Genomic DNA, 19,073 nt, shown 5'->3' on the forward strand with positions numbered 1-19,073 from the left:
CAAACACGGAGACTCCAATGTTGAAGAAAATTCTAGCCGCGTCGGTGCTAACTATTGCCTTGGCCGGTTCCGCCTTGGCGCAGACAAATGGAACGGGTGCTGGCGGCACGGCTGGCACGGGTAATGGAACTGGTACTGGAACTGTTGGCAGCGGCGGCGCCGCTGGCAATGGCACTGGAAGCGGGAATGCGGCCGTGCCAACCGATCCGAATTCCACAAACTCGACTACAAAATCGAACGGCATGACCGACCGTTGCAAGGACGCCGCAGGCAATGACATCGATAACAACACTGCAAGTGGCGCAACGACCTCGACCGTGCAAAATTGCAACAAGTAGCCGATGGACCTAGCGGCTTCGGCCGCCCGGAGGCCCGCCATCAAGACAATGGCGGGCCTCCGAGTACGTGCCTCGCATGGCTGGATACATAGGAGCACATGTGCCCAAAGAGACCCGGCGGGCCAAACTCGATCGCTTAGCAGCCTCCATTCCGAAGCACGAATTCGAATTCCTAATGAAGATTGCAAAGCTAAGCCGTCATGACTTACTTGGCCTGATCGCTAAACACGATGGCGGCAGGGACAAGGTCTATAGGGACCTTGCGGCCCACTTGGCAGCAACTGAGGCCGCCCCGGAGCCCGTACGTGAGGCGGCAGCTGACGACGGCCAAACAGCTGGAGCATCTCCTGCCAGGAACTCGCCCGCCCGTAAGTAGCGGCGAAGATCATTTCGGTGCCAGCCCTGACGCTCCACGGAAGCGACCACCGTGTCGTCTTCCAAAGTCTTCGAATGGGTTGGACGAGCATTTCGCCGCGCCTTACCGACGAGTACTGCTGGATACGGCAACCGGTAGGCGCTTTAAGTCCGGCTGCAATTCAGGTTCATCGGACATGCCGGAACCTGAAGCGCCGCCGCGCATTTCGTCTCCAAGCATGACCGATCTTGCGGTAATCGCCAGGGAGAAATCCAAATGCAAACTTCAGGCGCAACTTCACAGCAAAACCTTGGCCGATTGGCCATAGAACCGTTTGCCGGCACGGTGACGGTGCGGTTTTCCGACGCCATCGTCGCAGCTACGGAGCGAGCGAAGGTCCTGCGTGAAGACGGGCACAAGCCCGTTTTCTATATCCCCTTTGAGGACATCTATTTCGATCTTTTCGAAAAGACCGACACCACCACCCGGTGCCCGCTTAAAGGCACCGCAAGCTACTGGCGTGTCCACGCCGTCGGCAGTTCTTCCGACGATTTCATGTGGGCCTACGAAACGCCCGATGCGGCCGCTCTGGCTATTGCAGGTCACGGCGCTTTCGATCCGGAAAAAGCCCGTATCGATGTCGACCCTGCCGAGGACAAGCGACACACGCCACATATCGTCGAATAGGTTTCATCAGCCAGAGTCAATCACGGTAACGACAGGCGCGATGAGCATTTTCTACCAGGCGGCAAAGATTGCGGAGGAGGTTCACGCGTCGCAGCGCGATAAGACCGGGCGGCCCTACATCGAGCATTGCCGCCGTGTCGTCGACGCTGTCGAGACAATCGATCAGAAGACTGTTGCCTACCTTCATGACGTTCTGGAGAAAGGCGAGGGCTGGACCCGCGCCAAGCTCGAAGAAGCAGGCTTCGGACCGACAATTACCGCGGCGGTCGATGCCATGTCGCGCAGGCCGGATGAGGAGTATTTCGCCTTTGTCCGGCGGGCTGCGTCGAACCCAGTGGCGCTCCCCGTAAAACGCGCCGATCTGGAGGACAACATCTGGCAGTCGAGGCAGGTCGGAGCGTCGGCGGCCAAATATGAAGAGGGCCTTCGCATACTTGACCAAGAGTTCTCCCGACAATAGTGCGCGCCCGGCGCTGGCATTGCATCTGCCGAAGCAGCCATCGCCTGAGAGCTTGCGGCGCACAGCACGTTTCGGCTCTCCTGGCCGTCAGTTTTTCCGCGCCGGCGTGCGCCCGAGGGTCCTCGTCTGGACCATGGAACGTGTGATCGGGTCAAAGCTCCTCCGGAGATGGACCGCAGCGTCCCGAAAAGGAGTAACGGCCGGCTCGGAATCAGGAACTCCTCCGGCGCCGGTGCGTTGACCAGCAAGCCGGGACGAGTTCCCGGCCTCCGCGGGTGGCGGGCAAGCCGCCGCCGAACCCGAACTTCTGCACAATGAAAGGTAAGGCCATGGGCTTCTTTTCGAAGGACATCAAGACACTCGACGATCTCTTCGTGCACACGCTGCGCGACATCTATTACGCCGAAAAGCAGATCGAGAAAGCGCTGCCGAAGATGATCGGCAAGGCAACCGATCCGCAATTGAAGGCCGGATTCGAAAAACACCTCGAGCAGACCAAAGGCCATATCGAGCGCGTCGAACAGGTGTTCGAATTGCATGGCGTCAAGGCCAAGGAGGTCAACTGCCCGGCGATAGACGGCATTCTGGAGGAAGCCGACGATGTGAGCGGCGACGTTGACGACAAGGAGGTCCTAGACGCGGCGCTGATAGCGTCGGCGCAGGCGGTCGAACACTATGAGATGACCAGATATGGCACGCTCATCGCCTGGGCCAACCAGCTTGGCCGCAGCGACTGTGCCAACGTGTTGGCCAAGAACCTGAAGGAAGAGCAGGCGACCGATCGCAAGCTCACCGAAATGGCGGAAAGCAAGATCAACATGCAGGCTGCCGAGTAGACCGTCCCAGGTCATGATGAGATCTGGTTGAAATCTCATCATGACCTAACCCTGTTGAAGCATGATTTTTCCAAAACCGGCACCAGTGCTGCGTTGAGTCGATCTCCATCGTTGTCCACGGAACTTTCATGACGGGCGAATCTGCCATCTCTCGCGATCTGCCGACGAGTGTAAAATCGTCTTTCGGCGTGGCGTTGAGCACGGCGCCGATGGAAGCAAAGGCTGCCGACACGTTGCCGGCCGATGCTGGCCGATGGCAATACGAACCCAAATGGGACGGGTTCCGCTGCCTGGCCTTTAAAGCCGGCGCGGCCGTGGAGTTGCGTGCAAAATCCGGCAAGCCGTTAGGGCGGTATTTCCCGGAAGTCGTCGCGATGTTGCATGAACTGAAAACAAAAGAGTTCGTGGTCGATGGTGAGATCGTCATCGAAATTGCAGGCGCTCTTTCTTTCGACGCCTTGCAGATGCGGCTGCATCCGGCGGAAAGCAGGATCCGGAAACTGTCGGTCGCGACGCCGGCAAAGCTGATCCTCTTTGACATGTTGGCGACCTCCGAGGGCGCCTTGATGCAGCAGCCGCTCTCGGTTCGGCGCGCTGCACTCGAACTGTTCGTAAAGTCGGCCGGGCGAAAGGATCTCGAACTGTCTCGGGCGACGCGTGATTTGGCGGCGGCAGGCAGATGGCTTGGCCAATCCGGACAAGGTTCGACCGACGGGGTCGTTGCCAAGCTTCTCGATGACGAATATCGACCCGGCGAGCGCGCCATGGTCAAAGTCAAGCGCCTGCGCACGGCCGATTGTGTCGTCGGAGGGTTCCGCTACCTGGCGAATTCGCGTGAAGTCGGCTCCCTGTTGCTTGGCCTGTACAATGACCAGGGGCAACTCGACCATGTCGGGTTCACTTCGACCATCGCCCGGGAGGACAGGGCCAAGCTTACGCGACAACTTGAAGCTTTGCGATCGGCTCCCGGCTTCACGGGAAAAGCGCCGGGCGGTCCCAGTCGGTGGAGCACGGAAAGAAGCGGACAATGGGAGCCATTGCGGCCCGAACTGGTGGCGGAGGTGCGGTTCGATCATGTCACCGGCGATCGTTTCCGTCATGGCACCAAATTTCTGCGATGGCGTCCTGACAAAAGCCCGAAGCAATGCACGTTCGAACAGATACTTGGAAAATGAGGCTTGGCGAGGCGTCGGCAGGTCCACACCATCGAGACCAAATCCGTCAAGCATTCGGCGCAGCCAAATCCAGTGCATTTCACTGGCGATCTTGAACCCGGCGGCGAGATAAACGCCTTTGCAGGAGGATGCCGGACCAAACCCGTTGTTCAGTCTGTCACCACGCCTCGCTTTGGCGGATCACGGTTCTCGTCCGGATTAGGAACTGGCACTTCGTCGGGAAGAAGATCCGGCTCAGGCTCGCGTATGTCCGGCGTCCACGTCGGCGCATCCACTGGCGGCTCTTCGGTTGGCTCTGGTTTGGGGGGCACATCTATTCTCCGGGTTTCGCTTGGGCGTGGGGTTCGGCCCGCCACCGGTCGCGCGTCGCCGCGTCTGGAGGCGAAAGGGTCTTTTCACACCCCATGTATTTTTACCGATGGCCAGCGGTCCTGGGGCTTGTCGGCGCCCGATCAGAGTCCTGCGTTCCGGCTCCTTTGAGCGCAATGTTGGCATCCGCTGCCTCTGGCTCTTTGAGGACTGCCCTGTCGACGTTCTTGATCTCGGCCATAAGGCATCGTCCTTGGTGGCCAACGGGCAACCGCGAGAATTGTTCCGAGCTATTAAGGGCGGCTGGAGCTGCTGTGCGGACCTTCTGGCTGGGCAGTTATCAACTATGCTGTCTTGCGTTTCGGTGAGGCTCTCTTTGTGGATCTCGCCAGCCCTTCCTGTTTGAGGCTCTTCTTCAGCACCTCAGCGAGGTTGATGACATTCTCCTGTGGCCTTGGTGCGGGCTTCGGCAGCTTCTTGCCTTTGCGCTTTGCATCGATCATGGCGATCAGCGCGTCTTCATAGGTGTCTTCAAATTTCGAGGGATCGAAGGTCGTCACTTTTTTGTCAATAAGCATGCCGGCGATTTCGAGCAGATCGGGGTCGTATTTCTGCTTGGCCAATCCATCGAACACAGTGCTTTCCGAAACCATTTCGTTGTGGTTGCGAAGCTCGGTCATCACCATCCCCTTGCCATAGGGCTGAATCAGCACTTCGCGGCCGCGCTGGTAGAGCACCACGCAGGATCGAGCGGCCACGCCCTTGTTCTTCATGGCATCGCGGATCACTCCGTATGCTTCGATTGCGGCGCTGTCGGCCGGGATCAGATAGTAGGGCTTCTCGAGATAGCGCGTATCGATATCGTCAATCGATACGAATTCGCCGACTTCGAGCGTGTGCTTCGACGTCAGCTTCAACGCCTTTATGTCGTCAGGTTCGATCTGGAGAAATTCGTCCTTTGCGATCTCGAAACCCTTCACCTGATCCGCTGCATCCACCAGCTTTCCGGTCTCCTCGTCGGCGTAGACGCTCCTGACCGGCAGACCGTCCTTGCGGTTCAAAATCTTGAAATGGATCTTGGATGCTTCGCTGGTTGCGCCGACAATCTTCACGCCGCAAGTAACCGAACCAACCTTCAAGAAGCCCTTCCAGGCAGCACGTGGCGCGGCCATTTTGCGCTTATCCCGTTTCCAGCTAGGGCAACGCGTTTCCGTTCGAATTGTTCCTGCGGCGGGGGCTCGGTGCACCGTGAATGTCCGGTGGGGAAGTCCTGTCAGTCTCGACAGCCGGGCCGGCGCCTGCATCCGCAGGAACCGAAAGCGCACCATGAACATTGTCAGACACAGGCAGGAGAGTGTCATGCAAGTCGTTCGGACCGAAGTGGTGAATGCCAGGGCGCCAGACGGGCAGTCGGTTCGCCGGGTGATATTTTGCGGCGAGGGCGGCGACTGCGTTACGGTGGACATGGCAAACGTCGGGATACAAGCTGAAGATGACGTGCTTGCCCGCGCAAAGGCAATCCTGGTCCAGACAGCGACCTTTGATCTCGCAGCCAATGAATATGACGCGAGCAGCAACGGCAATTTCGACCAGGTCGAGATAACCTCTGCAAGCGACGGCGCCGGCGACGTATATGTCTTTGAGTATCGCGATGGCGAAACCAGCCGACGCATACCGCCGTCGAGGATGGCGAGCCTTGAGGCGGCCCGGTCCGAAGCTATCCGCTGCGCAATCGATCTTCTCGCCGACCTGCAGCCTGGCACGGACGCTCTGTCCGGCTGGCTTGTGAGGGTATCCAACGAAAACGGTGAATTGCTTTACACTGTTGATGTGGCTGAGGCCGATGCAGCGCGGCAGGCAGGCCAGTAACCCAAACCCGACGGAATCCACCAGTGGCCGCCCAAGGATTGATTCACGGACCAATAGGCGACGATGGCCTGCATCTGTGCGTCGACATGCAGCGCCTGTTTGCGCCGGGTGGACCTTGGCCCGTGCCGTGGGCTGAAAAGGTGGTCCCGGCGATCGAAGAACTGGTCGCCAGACATGCCAGCCGTACCCTGTTCACGCGCTTCATTCCTGCCGCCCGCCTGGGCGAGGCGCCGGGAATGTGGGCAAACTACTATCGTCGGTGGGCGGAGGTAACCCTTTCCAACATCGATCCGCGCCTGATCGAGCTGATGCCTCAACTTGCACGATTTGTACCGCCGGCGACGGTCGTCGACAAACATGTCTATTCGCCCTGGACCGAGGGGCGGCTCGACGCGCTGCTGAGTGGCTCCGGCGTGCGTGCGCTCGTGATCACCGGTGGCGAAACCGACGTTTGCGTTCTCGCGACCGTGCTTGGCGCCATCGATCGTGGCTTTCGCGTCATTCTCGTCACCGATGCCATCTGCAGCTCTGCCGACCAGACCCATGACGCACTGATGGAAGTATACCATTCCCGCTTCAGTGAGCAGATTGAGGCGGCCAGCATGGCGGAGGTTTTGGAGTGTTGGCCACAACTCACTCGCTGATCTGGGGGGCTTCAAGTGAAAGGGCCGACAATCGTCATTCTGGTCGGGCGGACTGTTTCAGTTGGCGGACGGCACTACAGTGAACCGGAAAACGTATATGAACGGCACGATTGCCTGATCTGGTCGCTCGCGTGAATCAGTGTCTGGAAGCGTACAAAGCCTTGCAGAGCTATCGACAGCGCGGCCAACCGTCATAGAATGAACAGGATACAGCGCCGAAGACTCGATGCCGGCATCTAGCAATCTTTGCGAGACATCCGGCGCCTCTGCCGTCGGCCTTCCGCAGGGAGGATGATGTGCTGAAAACCGAAGTCATTGACCTTGAAACCTATAGCGCAGTCTACGCGGTGATCTCTGGCTATCGCGCTGACGACATTATCTCGACGGCGTTTGCGGTCGATGAAATCCGCGCAAGGTTTCCTGAGTGTCGCTGCGACGACGAGGAATTGGTCGGGCTTATGGTCCATGCCATGTCCGGTAAGAAAATTGCCGTGAGCTTCGACCACCGGGTGGAACCGGTCAGGCGGCGTGCTGCGCTGCCGATCGCTTCGGAGAGCAAAGGACTGCGATAATTGGACCACCATAGGTCCGTTGCGATTTTGGAAGACGAGGCGTTTATCGCGCTCGAACTTGAAGACATGTTGCGCGACGCGGGGTTCGACATCGCTGGGGTCTTTTCGTCCTGCGTCGACGCGCTGGAATGGTTCAGGGGCAGTTCTCCCGACATTGTTGTCATGGATATCGGCCTGGCGGATGGGATTGCGTACGAATAGCTACGTTGCTTGACGCCCGAAACATCCCCTTTGTCGTCCATTCGGCAAGCTACGCCAATTCGGGTTTTCACGATCCGATTTTCCTTCAAGGGACATGGGTCGCAAAGCCTGCCTCGCCTTCCGAGTTGCGCAACGCAATTCATGCCTCTCTGGCAATGGCAAACGGCGATGACGTGTCGTGGTCGGCTAAAGCCCGATAAATCCACAACCGCATCATGAATCCGGCGTTCAAACCAAGGCGCAATCGTCGGCCTGGAATTCACGGCACGATGGAACAAAATGGAAAATGCCGCGTTTGGGGTCTTGCGGCGCGATCCACATTGGCCGCGGGGGCAATTTTATCCGTATAAATCCATAGGGCTGGGAGTGGCGCTGTGACCGTGCAGGCATCCAAGAAGCAATTGGACCGTCGAAGCATTCTGAATTCTCTGAAAGCCTTCCGGCGCGGCGATTTCTCCGTCCGCATCGACAATGTTTATGAAGGCCTCGATTCCGAGATAGCTGAGACTTTCAATGAGATCGCTGACCTCAACGACCAAGTGACGCGCGAGTTCGAGCGCTTGAGCCGGGTCGTCGGCAAGGAAGGGCGGATAGGCGAGCGCGGCCGGGTTCGCAATGCCACCGGCAGTTGGGAATCCAGTGTCCGTTCAGTCAATGATCTCATAGAAGACATGGTTCAGCCAACGGCTGAGGTTGCGCGCGTTATCGGCGCCGTCGCCAAGGGCGACCTGTCGCAGACCATGATGGTCGAAATTGACGGCCGACCGCTGCGTGGCGAATTCCTGCGCATCGGCAAGATCGTCAACACCATGGTCGGCCAGTTGGCCTCCTTCGCCTCTGAGGTGACGCGCGTGGCGCGCGAGGTCGGTACGGAAGGCAAGCTCGGCGGCCAGGCCCGGGTCAAGGGTGTCGCCGGCACGTGGAAAGATCTGACCGACAACGTCAACGCGATGGCCACGAACCTGACCGGGCAAGTGCGCAACATCGCGGAGGTTACGACCGCAGTCGCGTCGGGCGACCTGTCGAAGAAGATCACAGTCGATGTCAAGGGCGAAATCCTCGAACTGAAGAACACCATCAACACGATGGTGGACCAGCTTAATTCCTTCGCTTCGGAAGTGACGCGCGTGGCGCGCGAGGTCGGCACTGAAGGCAAGCTTGGCGGCCAGGCGCGCGTTGAGGGTGTTGGTGGCACGTGGAAGGATCTGACCGACAATGTGAATTCCATGGCCGAGAACCTGACTGGCCAGGTGCGCAACATCGCCGAAGTGACGACCGCGGTGGCTTTGGGCGACCTGTCGAAGAAGATTACGGTCGACGTGAAGGGCGAGATTCTCGAGCTGAAATCCACGATAAACACGATGGTGGACCAGCTGAATTCATTCGCGGGCGAGGTCACGCGCGTGGCACGCGAGGTTGGCACCGAAGGCAAGCTTGGCGGCCAGGCGCAGGTGCGCGGCGTCGCCGGCACCTGGAAGGACCTCACCGACAACGTCAACTCGATGGCCGAGAACCTGACCGGTCAGGTGCGCAATATCGCCGAGGTGACGACGGCGGTCGCGTCGGGCGATCTGTCGAAGAAGATCACGGTCGCCGTGCAAGGCGAAATCCTGGAACTCAAGGACACCATCAACACGATGGTCGACCAGCTGAACTCCTTTGCCTCGGAAGTGACGCGCGTGGCGCGCGAGGTCGGCACCGAAGGCAAGCTGGGCGGCCAGGCCGAGGTGAGGGGCGTCGGTGGCACATGGAAGGATTTGACGGACAACGTCAATCTCATGGCCGCCAACCTGACTGGCCAGGTTCGAAACATCGCAGAAGTCACCACCGCCGTGGCGCGCGGCGACCTGTCGAAGAAGATCACCGTCGACGTCAAAGGCGAGATCCTGGAGCTCAAGGACACCGTCAACACGATGGTCGACCAACTGAACTCCTTCGCCTCTGAGGTCACGCGTGTGGCCCGCGAAGTGGGATCGGAAGGCAAGCTTGGTGGCCAGGCGCATGTCGAAGGCGTCGGTGGCACCTGGAAGGATCTGACCGACAACGTCAACGCCATGGCCGGCAATTTGACGGTGCAGTTGCGTGACGTGTCGAAGGTGGCAACGGCCATCGCGACCGGCGACTTGACCCAGAAGATCACCGTCGACGCGCTGGGCGAGATCTTGCAGATCAAGGACGTCATCAACACGATGGTCGACCAGCTCAATTCCTTCGCTTCGGAAGTGACACGTGTGGCGCGCGAGGTCGGCTCCGATGGCAAGCTCGGCGGCCAGGCCCAGGTGCGCGGCATCGGCGGCACGTGGAAGGACCTGACCGAAAACGTCAACGCCATGGCGGCCAACCTGACCGGCCAGGTGCGCAACATCGCCGAGGTGACCACCGCCGTGGCGCTCGGGGACCTTTCGAAGAAGATCACCGTCGATGTCCGCGGCGAGATCCTGGAGCTGAAGGACACCATCAACACAATGGTGGACCAGCTCAATTCCTTCGCTTCGGAAGTCACGCGCGTGGCACGCGAGGTCGGCACGGAAGGCAAGTTGGGAGGCCAGGCGCAGGTGCGCGGCGTTGCCGGCACGTGGAAGGATCTCACAGACAATGTGAACTCGATGGCCGAGAATCTGACCGGCCAGGTGCGCAACATCGCCGAAGTCACGACCGCCGTGGCGCGCGGCGACCTGTCGAAGAAGATCACCGTTGATGTGAAGGGCGAAATCCTGGAGCTCAAGTCGACCATCAACACCATGGTGGACCAGTTGAACTCCTTCGCCGGCGAGGTCACCCGAGTCGCGCGTGAGGTTGGCACCGAGGGCAAGCTTGGTGGCCAGGCGCGCGTCGAAGGTGTTGCCGGTACCTGGAAGGACCTGACCGACAACGTCAACCTGATGGCGACGAACTTGACCAATCAGGTGCGCGGCATCGCCGATGTCGTGACGGCGGTCGCGCAAGGCAATCTCAGGCGCAAACTGACGGTCGACGCGAAGGGAGAGATCGCCCTGCTGGCCGACACCATCAACGGCATGATCGAGACGCTTGCCACCTTTGCCGACCAGGTGACCAACGTCGCCCGTGAGGTGGGCATCGAGGGTAAGCTCGGTGGTCAGGCGCGTGTGCCAGGTGCCGCCGGCCTCTGGCGCGACCTCACCGACAATGTCAATCAACTCGCTGCCAATCTGACCACCCAGGTGCGTGCCATCGCCGAGGTTTCGACGGCGGTGACGAAGGGCGATCTTACCCGTTCGATCAGCGTCGAAGCCTCCGGCGAGGTCGCCGCGCTAAAAGACAACATCAACGAGATGATCCGCAATCTGAAGGATCAGACGCTGAAGAATGCCGAGCAGGACTGGTTGAAGACCAATCTCGCCCGGTTTTCGCGCATGCTGCAAGGCGAGCGCGACCTTGCCACCGTCTCGCGGCTCATCATGTCCGAACTCGCTCCTCTGGTGAACGCCCAGTATGGGGTGTTCTACGTCACCAATCGCGACGAGGAGGAATCCTATCTTGAGCTGGCGGCTTCCTATGGCGCCGAGAGCAAAGCTGCCATCAAGCAGCGGCTTGATCTGCGAGAGGGCCTGGTTGGGCAAAGTGCCGCCGACAAGCGCGCCATCATGCTGGACAATGTGCCGCCAGAATTCCTTCGGGTCACATCTGGTCTTGGCAGCGCCTCGCCAGCCAATGTCATCATCCTGCCTGCTCTGTTCGAGGATGAAGTCAAAGCCGTCATCGAGCTCGCCTCGTTCGGCGAGTTTCGTGACACACACCAGTCGTTCCTCAACCAGCTCATGGAATCCGTCGGCATCGTTCTCAACACCATCGCTGCGACGATGCGCACGGAGGGCCTGCTCAAGCAGTCGCAACTGCTGACGTCGGAATTGCAAGCGCGTCAAACCGAGCTGACAAAAAAGCAGGAAGAGCTGCATGCGACGAACGAGGAGCTGCAGGAAAAGGCGCAGCTGCTCGAGAACGAAAAGAAGCAGGTCGAAAACAAGAATCTCGAAATCGAGATGGCGCGACGCGCGCTGGAGGAGAAAGCCGAGCAACTTGCGCTCACGTCGAAATACAAATCCGAATTCCTGGCCAATATGAGCCACGAACTGCGCACGCCGCTCAATTCGCTGCTCATTTTGTCAAACCTGCTGGCGACCAACCAGCACGGCAACCTCAACGAAAAACAGGTAGAGTTCGCCCGCACCATCAATTCGGCAGGAACCGATCTTCTCAGCCTCATCAACGATATCCTCGATCTGTCGAAGATCGAGTCGGGCACTGTTTCCATCGACATCAACGATATGCCGGTGACGCATCTTCGCCAGCATATGGAACGAACTTTTCGTCAGCTGGCAGCCGACAAGGGACTTGGCTTCACCATCAAGGTCGATCCGGCGCTTCCCGACACGGTCCGCACAGATGAGAAACGCTTGCAGCAGATTGTCCTCAACCTGCTTTCCAACGCATTCAAATTCACCTCGGAAGGCGAGGTCAGCCTGAACTTCCGGGTTGAAAAGGCCGGCCGCCGCAATGGCGCGACGCAGCCGGTGAAGGCTCTCGCGATCGCCGTCACCGACACCGGCATTGGCATTCCAGAAGACAAACAGAAGCTGATTTTCGAGGCCTTCCAGCAGGCCGACGGCACCACCAGCCGCAAGTATGGCGGCACCGGCCTTGGGCTCTCGATCAGCCGCGAGATCGCTCGCTTGCTTGGCGGCGAATTGCGGGTCGAAAGCACGCCGGGCAAGGGGTCGACATTTACCCTCATCATCCCGTTCGACGGCCCCCGCGTGACGACAGTACAGTCGACCTTGGCTCCGGCGGCGGAGGCGGTTGCTGCGACAGCTCTGCTCAGCAGTCCGCCCTCGGCAGAGCTGATCGACGACCGCGATTCAATCCTACCCACCGATCGGATCGTGTTGATCGTCGAAGACGATCCGACCTTTGGCGGGTTGCTGCTTGGCCTCGCCCGGTCGGCCGGGCTGAAAGGCGTTCTGTCGACTGCAGGTTCCGGCACGCTGGCATTGGCCCGCAAGCTCGTTCCCGACGCAATCACACTTGATCTCGGACTTTCGGATATCGATGGCTGGGTGCTTTTCGATCTGCTGCGGCATGACCAGAAGACGAGGGGAATTCCCATCCATGTCATCTCGGGTGCCGAAGACATCGACAGTCTCGCACGCAAGGGGGCGTCCAGCATTTCCACCAAGCCCGTTTCCTCGGACGAGCTGATGAAGGTGTTTCAGGATATCCACTCGAAGAAGCTCCGCGTTCAGCGCCGCGTTTTGGTCGTGGACCCTGACCCGGAGCGGCGTCTGGCGCTGGTCGAGGCAATCCGCGACGGCGTAACGTCGGTCACCGCGATCGGTCGTGTTGCGGCCAATGCAGAAGACGTTGGCCTCGCCTCCTATGATGCCGTCGTGCTCGGCTTTGGACGCTCCGCCAAGGACAACGCAAAGGCGCTAGACGAGATCACCGGCCAATTCGGCGAAGCCTTGCCGCAGCTCCTGTTCTTTACGCCTCACCCGGACGCGCTTGAACAGGTACTGGCATTGAACCCGGCCTTGGCGGAAGCACCGCGGGCGGAGAACTTCGCTCAATTGGCGCTGCATATTTCGGCAACGCTGCCGGGAGAAGGTCGCCAAGAGGCCTGGGCAGGAACTGAACACAACGACAAGTCCGATCTCGCCGGGGCGAAAGTTCTCATCGTCGACGACGACATTCGCAACATCTATTCGCTCACCAGTGTTCTGGAGACCTATGACATACAGGTTCTGCATGCCGAGCGGGGCCGTGATGGCATCGCGCTTCTTGAACAGGCGCCCGATGTCGACGTGGCATTGATCGATATCATGATGCCGGAGATGGACGGCTACGAGACGATGCGGCGCATTCGCGGCACACCGGCGATTGCTCATATCCCGCTGATTTCCGTCACCGCAAAGGCGATGAAGGGGGATCGGCAAAAATGTCTGGATGCCGGGGCTTCCGACTACATCGCCAAACCCGTCGACCTGGATCTCCTGCTGGCGCTGCTTCGTGTCTGGATCGGGCGTGCCCGATCCCGTGTCGAGAGCCCGGAAAAAATTCTCCTGGCAGCGAACTGACGGCCCTTCGATGCAAAAGCTGGCAAGAAACAGGGTTAGGAAACTTGAGGTGGCAGCTCTTGCCGAAGGGCCGGCAAGAGCCCGCATCCTGGCGGTGGACGACGATGAGCGCAATCTGCTGGCGATCAGCGAAGTGCTCGCGACTATCGGAGAGGTCATCTGCGCCCAATCGGGCGAAGAGGCTCTGCGCTTTCTGCTGAAAGAGGAGTTCGCCGTCATTCTCCTGGATGTCCTCATGCCAGGGTTGGACGGGTATGAAACGGCCGCACTTATCCGCCAGCGCGAGCAATCCAAGCGCACCCCAATCATCTTCTTGACCGCCATCAACAAGGAGGATGCGCATATGCTGCGCGGCTATGATGCCGGCGCGGTCGACTATGTGTTCAAGCCATTCGATCCGATCATGCTGCGTTCGAAAGTCGCGGTTTTCGTCGAACTCCACGAGAAGACGCTCGAGATCCAGCGCAAGGCGGAGGTCGAGCAGGGACTATTGGCGCAGGCGTTGCAGGCGCACAAGGACAAGCTTCAGGCCGAACGCGCGCTGCGCAGCGCCGAGCAACGGCAGGATGCCATCCTGAATTCGTTGCCGGTCTGCTTTCATGCTCGGGCAGCCGAGCCACCCTTCGCGGCGCGCTTTGTTACCGAGGGCGTCGAGCGCTTGACCGGCTTTGCGCCTGAATACCTGACATCGGATCCAGAGTTCGGTCTCAGCCGCGTTCATCCGGACGACCTGCCGCGATTGAGGGAAGCGCTGCTGGCGGCAAAAACCACCGGCTCCTATACGTGCGAGTTCCGCTGGCAATGCGCCAATGGCGAGTATCGCATCTTTCTCGACCAGGGCGTGATGTCGGACGGCTCAGATGGCCGTGAACCGGAAATTATCGGCACATTGCTTGACATCACCGAGCGGCGCGGTCTTGAGGATCAGCTGCTTCAATCCCAGCGCATCGACGCTATCGGCAAGCTAACCGGCGGCCTGGCGCATGATTTCAACAACCTGCTCGCCGCAATTCTCAGTGGGTTAGGGCTGCTTGAACGCCGAGCCACGTTGGATGATCAGGCGCAACAGGTACTCGACCTGACGCGGCGTTCTGCAAAACAAGGCGCTGACCTTGTGGCGCGAATGCTGGCATTCTCGCGGCGCCAGACCCTGAAGCCGGAAGCGGTGCGCCTTGCTGCGCTGGGCGACACGATGAATGGATTGGTGGCGCCCGTACTGGGGGGGTTGATCCGTTTCGACTGGCAGATCGATGACACGATCTGGCCGGTGCATGTCGATGCAGGCCAACTTGAATTGGCCCTGATGAATCTGGTTTTCAACGCGCGTGACGCCATGCCCTCTGGCGGGACAATAACCGTGCATGCGCAGAATTGATCGATCGGGACGCAAACAGAGGATATTCCGCCGGGCGACTATGTCTTGATCGCCGTGAAGGACACCGGATCCGGCATACCCCCCGATCTTGTCGCCAAGGTCGTCGAACCGTTCTTCACCACCAAGCCGGTCGGTAAGGGAACGGGCCTCGGCCTCAGCACGGTTTACGGCTTCATGAAGCAGTCAGGTGGGACACTTCGCATAGAAAGCGTCGTCAACCGCGGAACTACCATGCAACTCTGGCTGCCACGTTCGACCGAACAGCCGGTCGATCCTGTGGTGGAACCCGGCATTGAACGAGCGTTCGCCGATGCCGGAATGGAGCACCCATCAATCCTCCTGATCGACGACAGCCATGTTTTGCGGCAATTGACCGCCGAGTCCCTTCGCCAGCGTGGTTTCGAGGTGACCTGCGCGGGAGGAGGGGCGGAGGCGCTGGCCATGATGGAGCGCACTCCCGACGAGTTCGACGTCATTATCACCGATTTCGCCATGCCACTCGTATCCGGCGTCGACGTGATCCGCTTCGCGCGCAATTTGCGCTCGGACTGGCCAGCGGTCATGATCACGGGCTATGCCGATGCCCGGGAGATTGCCGATCGGCCGGCCGACGTGCCCTTGCTCGGCAAGCCCTTCCGGGACGAGGATCTGTTCGAAGCGATTTTCCTCGCGATAGAGAATGCGGCCCCCCAAAAGATCAAAACCGGCTAGCGCTTAGGGGTTGTCAACGGTCTGGCCACGTCGCAAAGGGCCGCATTCCTGATCGGCAATCTTGGTCATTCGCAACAGTCGGCGCTACCAGCGTTCCTCGGTGTCGCGGTCCGGTAGGTCTATTCCGCAGCACACCCAACCAAGGCGCTGCGCTGAACCATAGTTGTACCGAGGCTCCAGATTAGCCGGATCATCGAAGGTACCGACGTGCAGCGCGATCTCGGTTGGCGACGCGTCGTAGCAAAGGCTGAGCGGCGACCCGCATTCTGGGCAGAAGCCTCTTTGCGCGATCGGCGAAGACCTTCGATATGTTGGCGTTCCGGAATTCCAGGTCAGGCTTTGGCAGGGCATCCAGGCAAGAACTGCAAACGCGCTGCCGGTCGCTCGTCTGCACATATCGCAGTGGCAGTAGTGAACCCTCGGTTCGATCCCGGCGCTGAATCGGATCCTGCCACAGAGACATCCGCCCTTGATGGCCAAGGAGCCGGGTAGGCGCTTGCCAACCTCACGCATTAAGATCGATCAAGGCGGCGCCGAACGCTCCGATCGCAGTCAAAGAGGCACTGCCGAGGTTTTGGTCGGTTGCGAAGGCTGTCAGCTCGCCGACGCCTTCGTCGCCGAGGTCGAGCACGACGACGAAAATTCTTTGCCCGCTGACCTGATTAGCGAGCTTGGGTTTCATGGCGTTCCGAACCTGTTGCGGGGCAGTTAATGGGCATGGTGCTCGGCATTCCGCTTGCGGGTTGCCGCTGCCTTCTTTGCCGATTCCGATCGGCTTGCGGCTGACCGTGAAGCCGATGCCTTGCCGCCGCTTTTCCCACCCTTGTGGGCCGCGGGGTGTCCGGTGTGTTTACCACGACCCGAGCCGCCTTCTTTCTTGCCGCCGCCATCGTCCTTGTTGACGGTCGCCCATGCCCGGCGCTCGGATTCCTTCTCGGAAACACCGCGCTTCTCATAGCCTGCGGCAATGTGGTCGGCCTTGCGTTCCTGTTTGTCGCTGTATTTCGATTTGTCGCCTCGTGGCATGGTCGTTCTCCTGGCTCAATGATGTTTGAACGGGATGCCGGCGGGAGAGTTCCAAGCGGAAATTCAGAAAACTGAAAACGCGGGCGAGGATTTCGACCAACGCGGAGCGCTATTGCTCCGGAGCCGTGGCGGGTGCCGTGTAGCGGCGGCGCACGGCACCGATCACGCGTTTCTTGAAGCGACCGAGCACGGCAAGCGTCTCCCTGGAGACGACGTCGTCGCGTGCCGTCTACTCGGTAGCCCAATGCAATGAAATACGTTCCGCGATTTCAGTAGCCACCGACCACCGGCAGGATCTCTCCCGTGATGTAACTCGAGCAATGCGACGAGGCGAGGAACACGTAAGCCGGGGCAAGTTCTTCCGGTTGCGCTGGCCGTTTCATCGGCGTATCCGCGCCGAATTTCGAGACGTCGTCGGCTTCCTTGTCCGAAGGGTTGAGCGGCGTCCACACCGGACCTGGCGCGACCGCGTTTACCCGGATGCCCTTGCCGATCAGATTGCCCGAAAGCGCTCGCGTGAAGGCATGAATGCCGCCCTTGGTCATCGAATAGTCAACCAGTTGCTTGGAACCGTCGATGCCGGTCACCGAACCGGTATTGATGATCGCGGAGCCCGGCTCCATGTGCGGCACGCTCTCCTGCGCCATATGAAAATAGCCGTAAAGATTGGTCTTCAGCGTCGTGTCGAAATGTTCCTCGGTCAGGTCGTTGAAGTCACTGGAATGGATTTGGAAAGCGGCGTTGTTGACCAGCACGTCGATCCTGCCGAATTTTTCGACCGTCAGCGCCACGGCGTTGCGGCAATGCTCGCGTTCACTGACATCGGCTTTTATCAGTATGCAACGCCGGCCTTCCTTTTCGACGGCGTTTTTGGTCGCTTCGGCGTCCCTGTCTTCACTCAAGTATACGATCGCAATGTCGGCGCCCTCGCGGGCGAACAAGACTGCCACCGAACGGCCGATGCCGGAATCACCACCCGTGATAAGCGCTACCTTGTCGTCGAGTTTTTTCGATCCGAGGTAGTAAGGCGCATCGTAGAGCGGAGCGGGCTCGATCGCCCATTCATGCCCCGGTTTGGGTTGATGCTGCTCGGGAAAAGGCGGCTCGGGATATTTGCGGGCGCCGGCTTGCATCGCTTGTTGCATTTTGCCATTGCTCTTCGTCTCGTCTTTGGCGTCGATACCACGCTGGATATGGCGTTGCTTGGCGGCTTCAGCTGAAGTCTGCGACTTAGTCTGCATGGCTTTCTCCTGTGCTCGGAGAACGAACAACGCATGCCGGGCAAAAAAGTTTGCGCAAATATCTCGATCCCGAAAGGGCTCGCCATTGCGAACAGCCCGCGAGGAGCGTGGAGCATTGGTCGTCAATGAGACTGGAATTGCCATGCCGGTGGCGTTCAGACAAACACCACATTCATTACCCGCTCAAAGCACGCTCTTCTCAGAACCATAGGGTTTGGCAATGCGGACCATGCCTTTCGTCCGGAGGCGCTGGTATAAATAGAAAATCGTCATCAAGCCGATTGCTGTTCCAGCGCCAAGACACAGCGCGAGCAATAGTTCTGCACCGACACGAAACGCAAGCAGAGTAACGCCCGCCGCAGCGACGATGGCATTTATGAATGCGATCATAGTCGCTGCAGTGGTCAGGTACGCCAGGAGAGGCCCAGTACGAAGAGAAGGTTCGGCGTCATTTTCGGGCCAGCGCCCGAATTCCTTGGAAAACTGGAAGGCAGCCTCGTCGCCCAAAGTTCGATAGTAGGCTCTGATCCGGGCAATGCCGATATGGGCCTGCATGTTCTCAGCGGCGATGTCGACCAACCTCAAGACGGTAAAGGCACCCAGTAAAAAGACCGATGGCAGCACAACCGCGACAAACGGCAGGAAGAACTCGGAGGACTGCGTAACAAAGCCCGTTGCCACCAGAGCGCTCGACAGAGACATAATGTAGATGGTCGTTCGCGACGCCATTTCACTTATAGACGTGCTGATCGCTGTCTGCTGCACGAAATGCTCTGTCGTCAGGGCCGCGAGAAACGAAGCATCGGGTGTCGGCGTGTCAGCCATGGAGTATGCTCCTGTCGGGTAGACCTGAGTTTTTCTTCGATATAGTGCTTGCGAGGCTGGCCGCCACTGGATGCTCCCGACGTCTGACCCATGCCGGTTTTATTGTGCCATATCCAGCGAGCCCGCATCACCGATCAAAAAGGGCCGATCATGTGGTCAGCAGATGCTGGCCATATCGCAGGCGAAATGTCTGCCGTGTTCAATCTGTATGGCCTCCTGTTGGGGATCCGGGTCGATGCGCATTCGCGGCGCGGTTGCAGTTGGGAGCGGTTCTGCGGCGGCGCTGATGCGAGTTCGCGCATTCGTGGCAGCGGCCTCGAAACGAATTCGGTCCCTAGGCCGGCAACGCGAATTCAC

At 59.5% G+C, this 19,073-nt stretch carries 18 protein-coding genes; 12 read left to right on the forward strand and 6 right to left on the reverse strand.

The window, feature by feature from the left end:
- Positions 1-17 precede the first annotated feature (17 nt).
- The 5 genes from ACYG9Y_RS05745 (at position 18) to ACYG9Y_RS05765 (ending at position 3,851) form a co-directional block, all read left to right on the forward strand.
- Positions 18-338: a hypothetical protein gene (locus ACYG9Y_RS05745; RefSeq protein WP_031195797.1), complete on the forward strand. Its 321-nt coding sequence runs from the start codon at positions 18-20 to the stop codon at positions 336-338.
- 631 nt (positions 339-969) lie between these two features.
- Positions 970-1,380, forward strand: coding sequence for a DUF427 domain-containing protein (locus tag ACYG9Y_RS05750; RefSeq protein WP_023739537.1), 411 nt, complete (start codon positions 970-972; stop codon positions 1,378-1,380).
- 40 nt (positions 1,381-1,420) lie between these two features.
- Entirely contained in the window at positions 1,421-1,840 is a 420-nt protein-coding gene (locus ACYG9Y_RS05755; protein WP_023681173.1) for an HD domain-containing protein, read from the forward strand.
- A 329-nt stretch (positions 1,841-2,169) separates the two neighbouring features.
- On the forward strand, positions 2,170-2,676 hold the full coding sequence (locus ACYG9Y_RS05760; protein WP_023739536.1) for a YciE/YciF ferroxidase family protein: 507 nt from the start codon (positions 2,170-2,172) through the stop codon (positions 2,674-2,676).
- A 128-nt stretch (positions 2,677-2,804) separates the two neighbouring features.
- Positions 2,805-3,851 (forward strand): ATP-dependent DNA ligase, encoded by a 1,047-nt coding sequence (locus ACYG9Y_RS05765; RefSeq protein ID WP_023714624.1) that lies wholly within the window; start codon positions 2,805-2,807, stop codon positions 3,849-3,851.
- A gap of 653 nt (positions 3,852-4,504) precedes the next feature.
- On the opposite strand, the gene ku is transcribed toward ACYG9Y_RS05765, so the two are convergent.
- Entirely contained in the window at positions 4,505-5,494 is a 990-nt protein-coding gene (ku, locus tag ACYG9Y_RS05770; RefSeq protein WP_444849048.1) for a non-homologous end joining protein Ku, read from the reverse strand.
- On the opposite strand from ku, the gene ACYG9Y_RS05775 reads away from it, so the two are divergent.
- The 7 genes from ACYG9Y_RS05775 to ACYG9Y_RS05805 all read left to right on the forward strand — a co-directional run bounded on the left by ACYG9Y_RS05775 (position 5,487) and on the right by ACYG9Y_RS05805 (position 15,624).
- Positions 5,487-6,029, forward strand: a complete 543-nt coding sequence (locus tag ACYG9Y_RS05775; protein WP_023700055.1) for a DUF6894 family protein — start codon at positions 5,487-5,489, stop codon at positions 6,027-6,029. The two genes, ku and ACYG9Y_RS05775, sit on opposite strands and share 8 nt — an antisense overlap.
- 23 nt (positions 6,030-6,052) lie before the next feature.
- Complete coding sequence (locus tag ACYG9Y_RS05780) at positions 6,053-6,673, forward strand: cysteine hydrolase family protein (RefSeq protein ID WP_023739533.1); 621 nt, start codon at positions 6,053-6,055, stop codon at positions 6,671-6,673.
- 296 nt (positions 6,674-6,969) lie between these two features.
- Positions 6,970-7,245, forward strand: coding sequence for a hypothetical protein (locus tag ACYG9Y_RS05785; protein WP_023725485.1), 276 nt, complete (start codon positions 6,970-6,972; stop codon positions 7,243-7,245).
- A 27-nt stretch (positions 7,246-7,272) separates the two neighbouring features.
- Positions 7,273-7,446 carry a response regulator gene (locus ACYG9Y_RS05790; protein ID WP_198018650.1) on the forward strand — a complete coding sequence of 58 codons (174 nt, stop codon included), beginning with the start codon at positions 7,273-7,275 and terminating at the stop codon, positions 7,444-7,446.
- Positions 7,447-7,826: 380 nt separating this feature from the next.
- Positions 7,827-13,538, forward strand: coding sequence for a HAMP domain-containing protein (locus tag ACYG9Y_RS05795; protein ID WP_031259075.1), 5,712 nt, complete (start codon positions 7,827-7,829; stop codon positions 13,536-13,538).
- 49 nt (positions 13,539-13,587) lie between these two features.
- Positions 13,588-14,913, forward strand: a complete 1,326-nt coding sequence (locus tag ACYG9Y_RS05800; protein WP_460223105.1) for an ATP-binding response regulator — start codon at positions 13,588-13,590, stop codon at positions 14,911-14,913.
- 45 nt (positions 14,914-14,958) lie between these two features.
- Positions 14,959-15,624 (forward strand): response regulator, encoded by a 666-nt coding sequence (locus ACYG9Y_RS05805; RefSeq protein ID WP_460223106.1) that lies wholly within the window; start codon positions 14,959-14,961, stop codon positions 15,622-15,624.
- 84 nt (positions 15,625-15,708) lie between these two features.
- On the opposite strand, the gene ACYG9Y_RS05810 is transcribed toward ACYG9Y_RS05805, so the two are convergent.
- The 5 genes from ACYG9Y_RS05810 to ACYG9Y_RS05830 form a co-directional block, all read right to left on the reverse strand.
- On the reverse strand, positions 15,709-16,137 hold the full coding sequence (locus ACYG9Y_RS05810; RefSeq protein WP_084014358.1) for a GFA family protein: 429 nt from the start codon (positions 16,135-16,137) through the stop codon (positions 15,709-15,711).
- Complete coding sequence (locus tag ACYG9Y_RS05815) at positions 16,130-16,306, reverse strand: PPC domain-containing DNA-binding protein (RefSeq protein ID WP_023739530.1); 177 nt, start codon at positions 16,304-16,306, stop codon at positions 16,130-16,132. The genes ACYG9Y_RS05810 and ACYG9Y_RS05815 overlap by 8 nt, the downstream gene beginning before the upstream one ends.
- Before the next feature lie 26 nt (positions 16,307-16,332).
- Positions 16,333-16,650, reverse strand: coding sequence for a hypothetical protein (locus tag ACYG9Y_RS05820; RefSeq protein WP_023687854.1), 318 nt, complete (start codon positions 16,648-16,650; stop codon positions 16,333-16,335).
- Between the two features lie 269 nt (positions 16,651-16,919).
- Positions 16,920-17,891: an SDR family oxidoreductase gene (locus tag ACYG9Y_RS05825; RefSeq protein WP_023687856.1), complete on the reverse strand. Its 972-nt coding sequence runs from the start codon at positions 17,889-17,891 to the stop codon at positions 16,920-16,922.
- A gap of 183 nt (positions 17,892-18,074) precedes the next feature.
- Positions 18,075-18,716: a hypothetical protein gene (locus tag ACYG9Y_RS05830; protein ID WP_023702102.1), complete on the reverse strand. Its 642-nt coding sequence runs from the start codon at positions 18,714-18,716 to the stop codon at positions 18,075-18,077.
- Positions 18,717-19,073: the final 357 nt, after the last annotated feature.

This window comes from Mesorhizobium sp. W050 (genome assembly GCF_054719535.1).

Excerpts from the sequence above, each read along its gene's own strand:
- ACYG9Y_RS05810 (WP_084014358.1), bottom strand. The coding sequence starts at position 16,137 with ATGCGTGAGGTTGGCAAGCGCCTACCCGGCTCCTTGGCCATCAAGGGC.
- ACYG9Y_RS05820 (WP_023687854.1), bottom strand. The coding sequence starts at position 16,650 with ATGCCACGAGGCGACAAATCGAAATACAGCGACAAACAGGAACGCAAG.
- ACYG9Y_RS05830 (WP_023702102.1), bottom strand. The coding sequence starts at position 18,716 with ATGGCTGACACGCCGACACCCGATGCTTCGTTTCTCGCGGCCCTGACG.
- ACYG9Y_RS05765 (WP_023714624.1), top strand. The coding sequence starts at position 2,805 with ATGACGGGCGAATCTGCCATCTCTCGCGATCTGCCGACGAGTGTAAAA.
- ku (WP_444849048.1), bottom strand. The coding sequence starts at position 5,494 with ATGTTCATGGTGCGCTTTCGGTTCCTGCGGATGCAGGCGCCGGCCCGG.
- ACYG9Y_RS05815 (WP_023739530.1), bottom strand. The coding sequence starts at position 16,306 with ATGAAACCCAAGCTCGCTAATCAGGTCAGCGGGCAAAGAATTTTCGTC.
- ACYG9Y_RS05775 (WP_023700055.1), top strand. The coding sequence starts at position 5,487 with ATGAACATTGTCAGACACAGGCAGGAGAGTGTCATGCAAGTCGTTCGG.
- ACYG9Y_RS05755 (WP_023681173.1), top strand. The coding sequence starts at position 1,421 with ATGAGCATTTTCTACCAGGCGGCAAAGATTGCGGAGGAGGTTCACGCG.
- ACYG9Y_RS05750 (WP_023739537.1), top strand. The coding sequence starts at position 970 with ATGCAAACTTCAGGCGCAACTTCACAGCAAAACCTTGGCCGATTGGCC.
- ACYG9Y_RS05760 (WP_023739536.1), top strand. The coding sequence starts at position 2,170 with ATGGGCTTCTTTTCGAAGGACATCAAGACACTCGACGATCTCTTCGTG.
- ACYG9Y_RS05745 (WP_031195797.1), top strand. The coding sequence starts at position 18 with ATGTTGAAGAAAATTCTAGCCGCGTCGGTGCTAACTATTGCCTTGGCC.
- ACYG9Y_RS05825 (WP_023687856.1), bottom strand. The coding sequence starts at position 17,891 with ATGCAGACTAAGTCGCAGACTTCAGCTGAAGCCGCCAAGCAACGCCAT.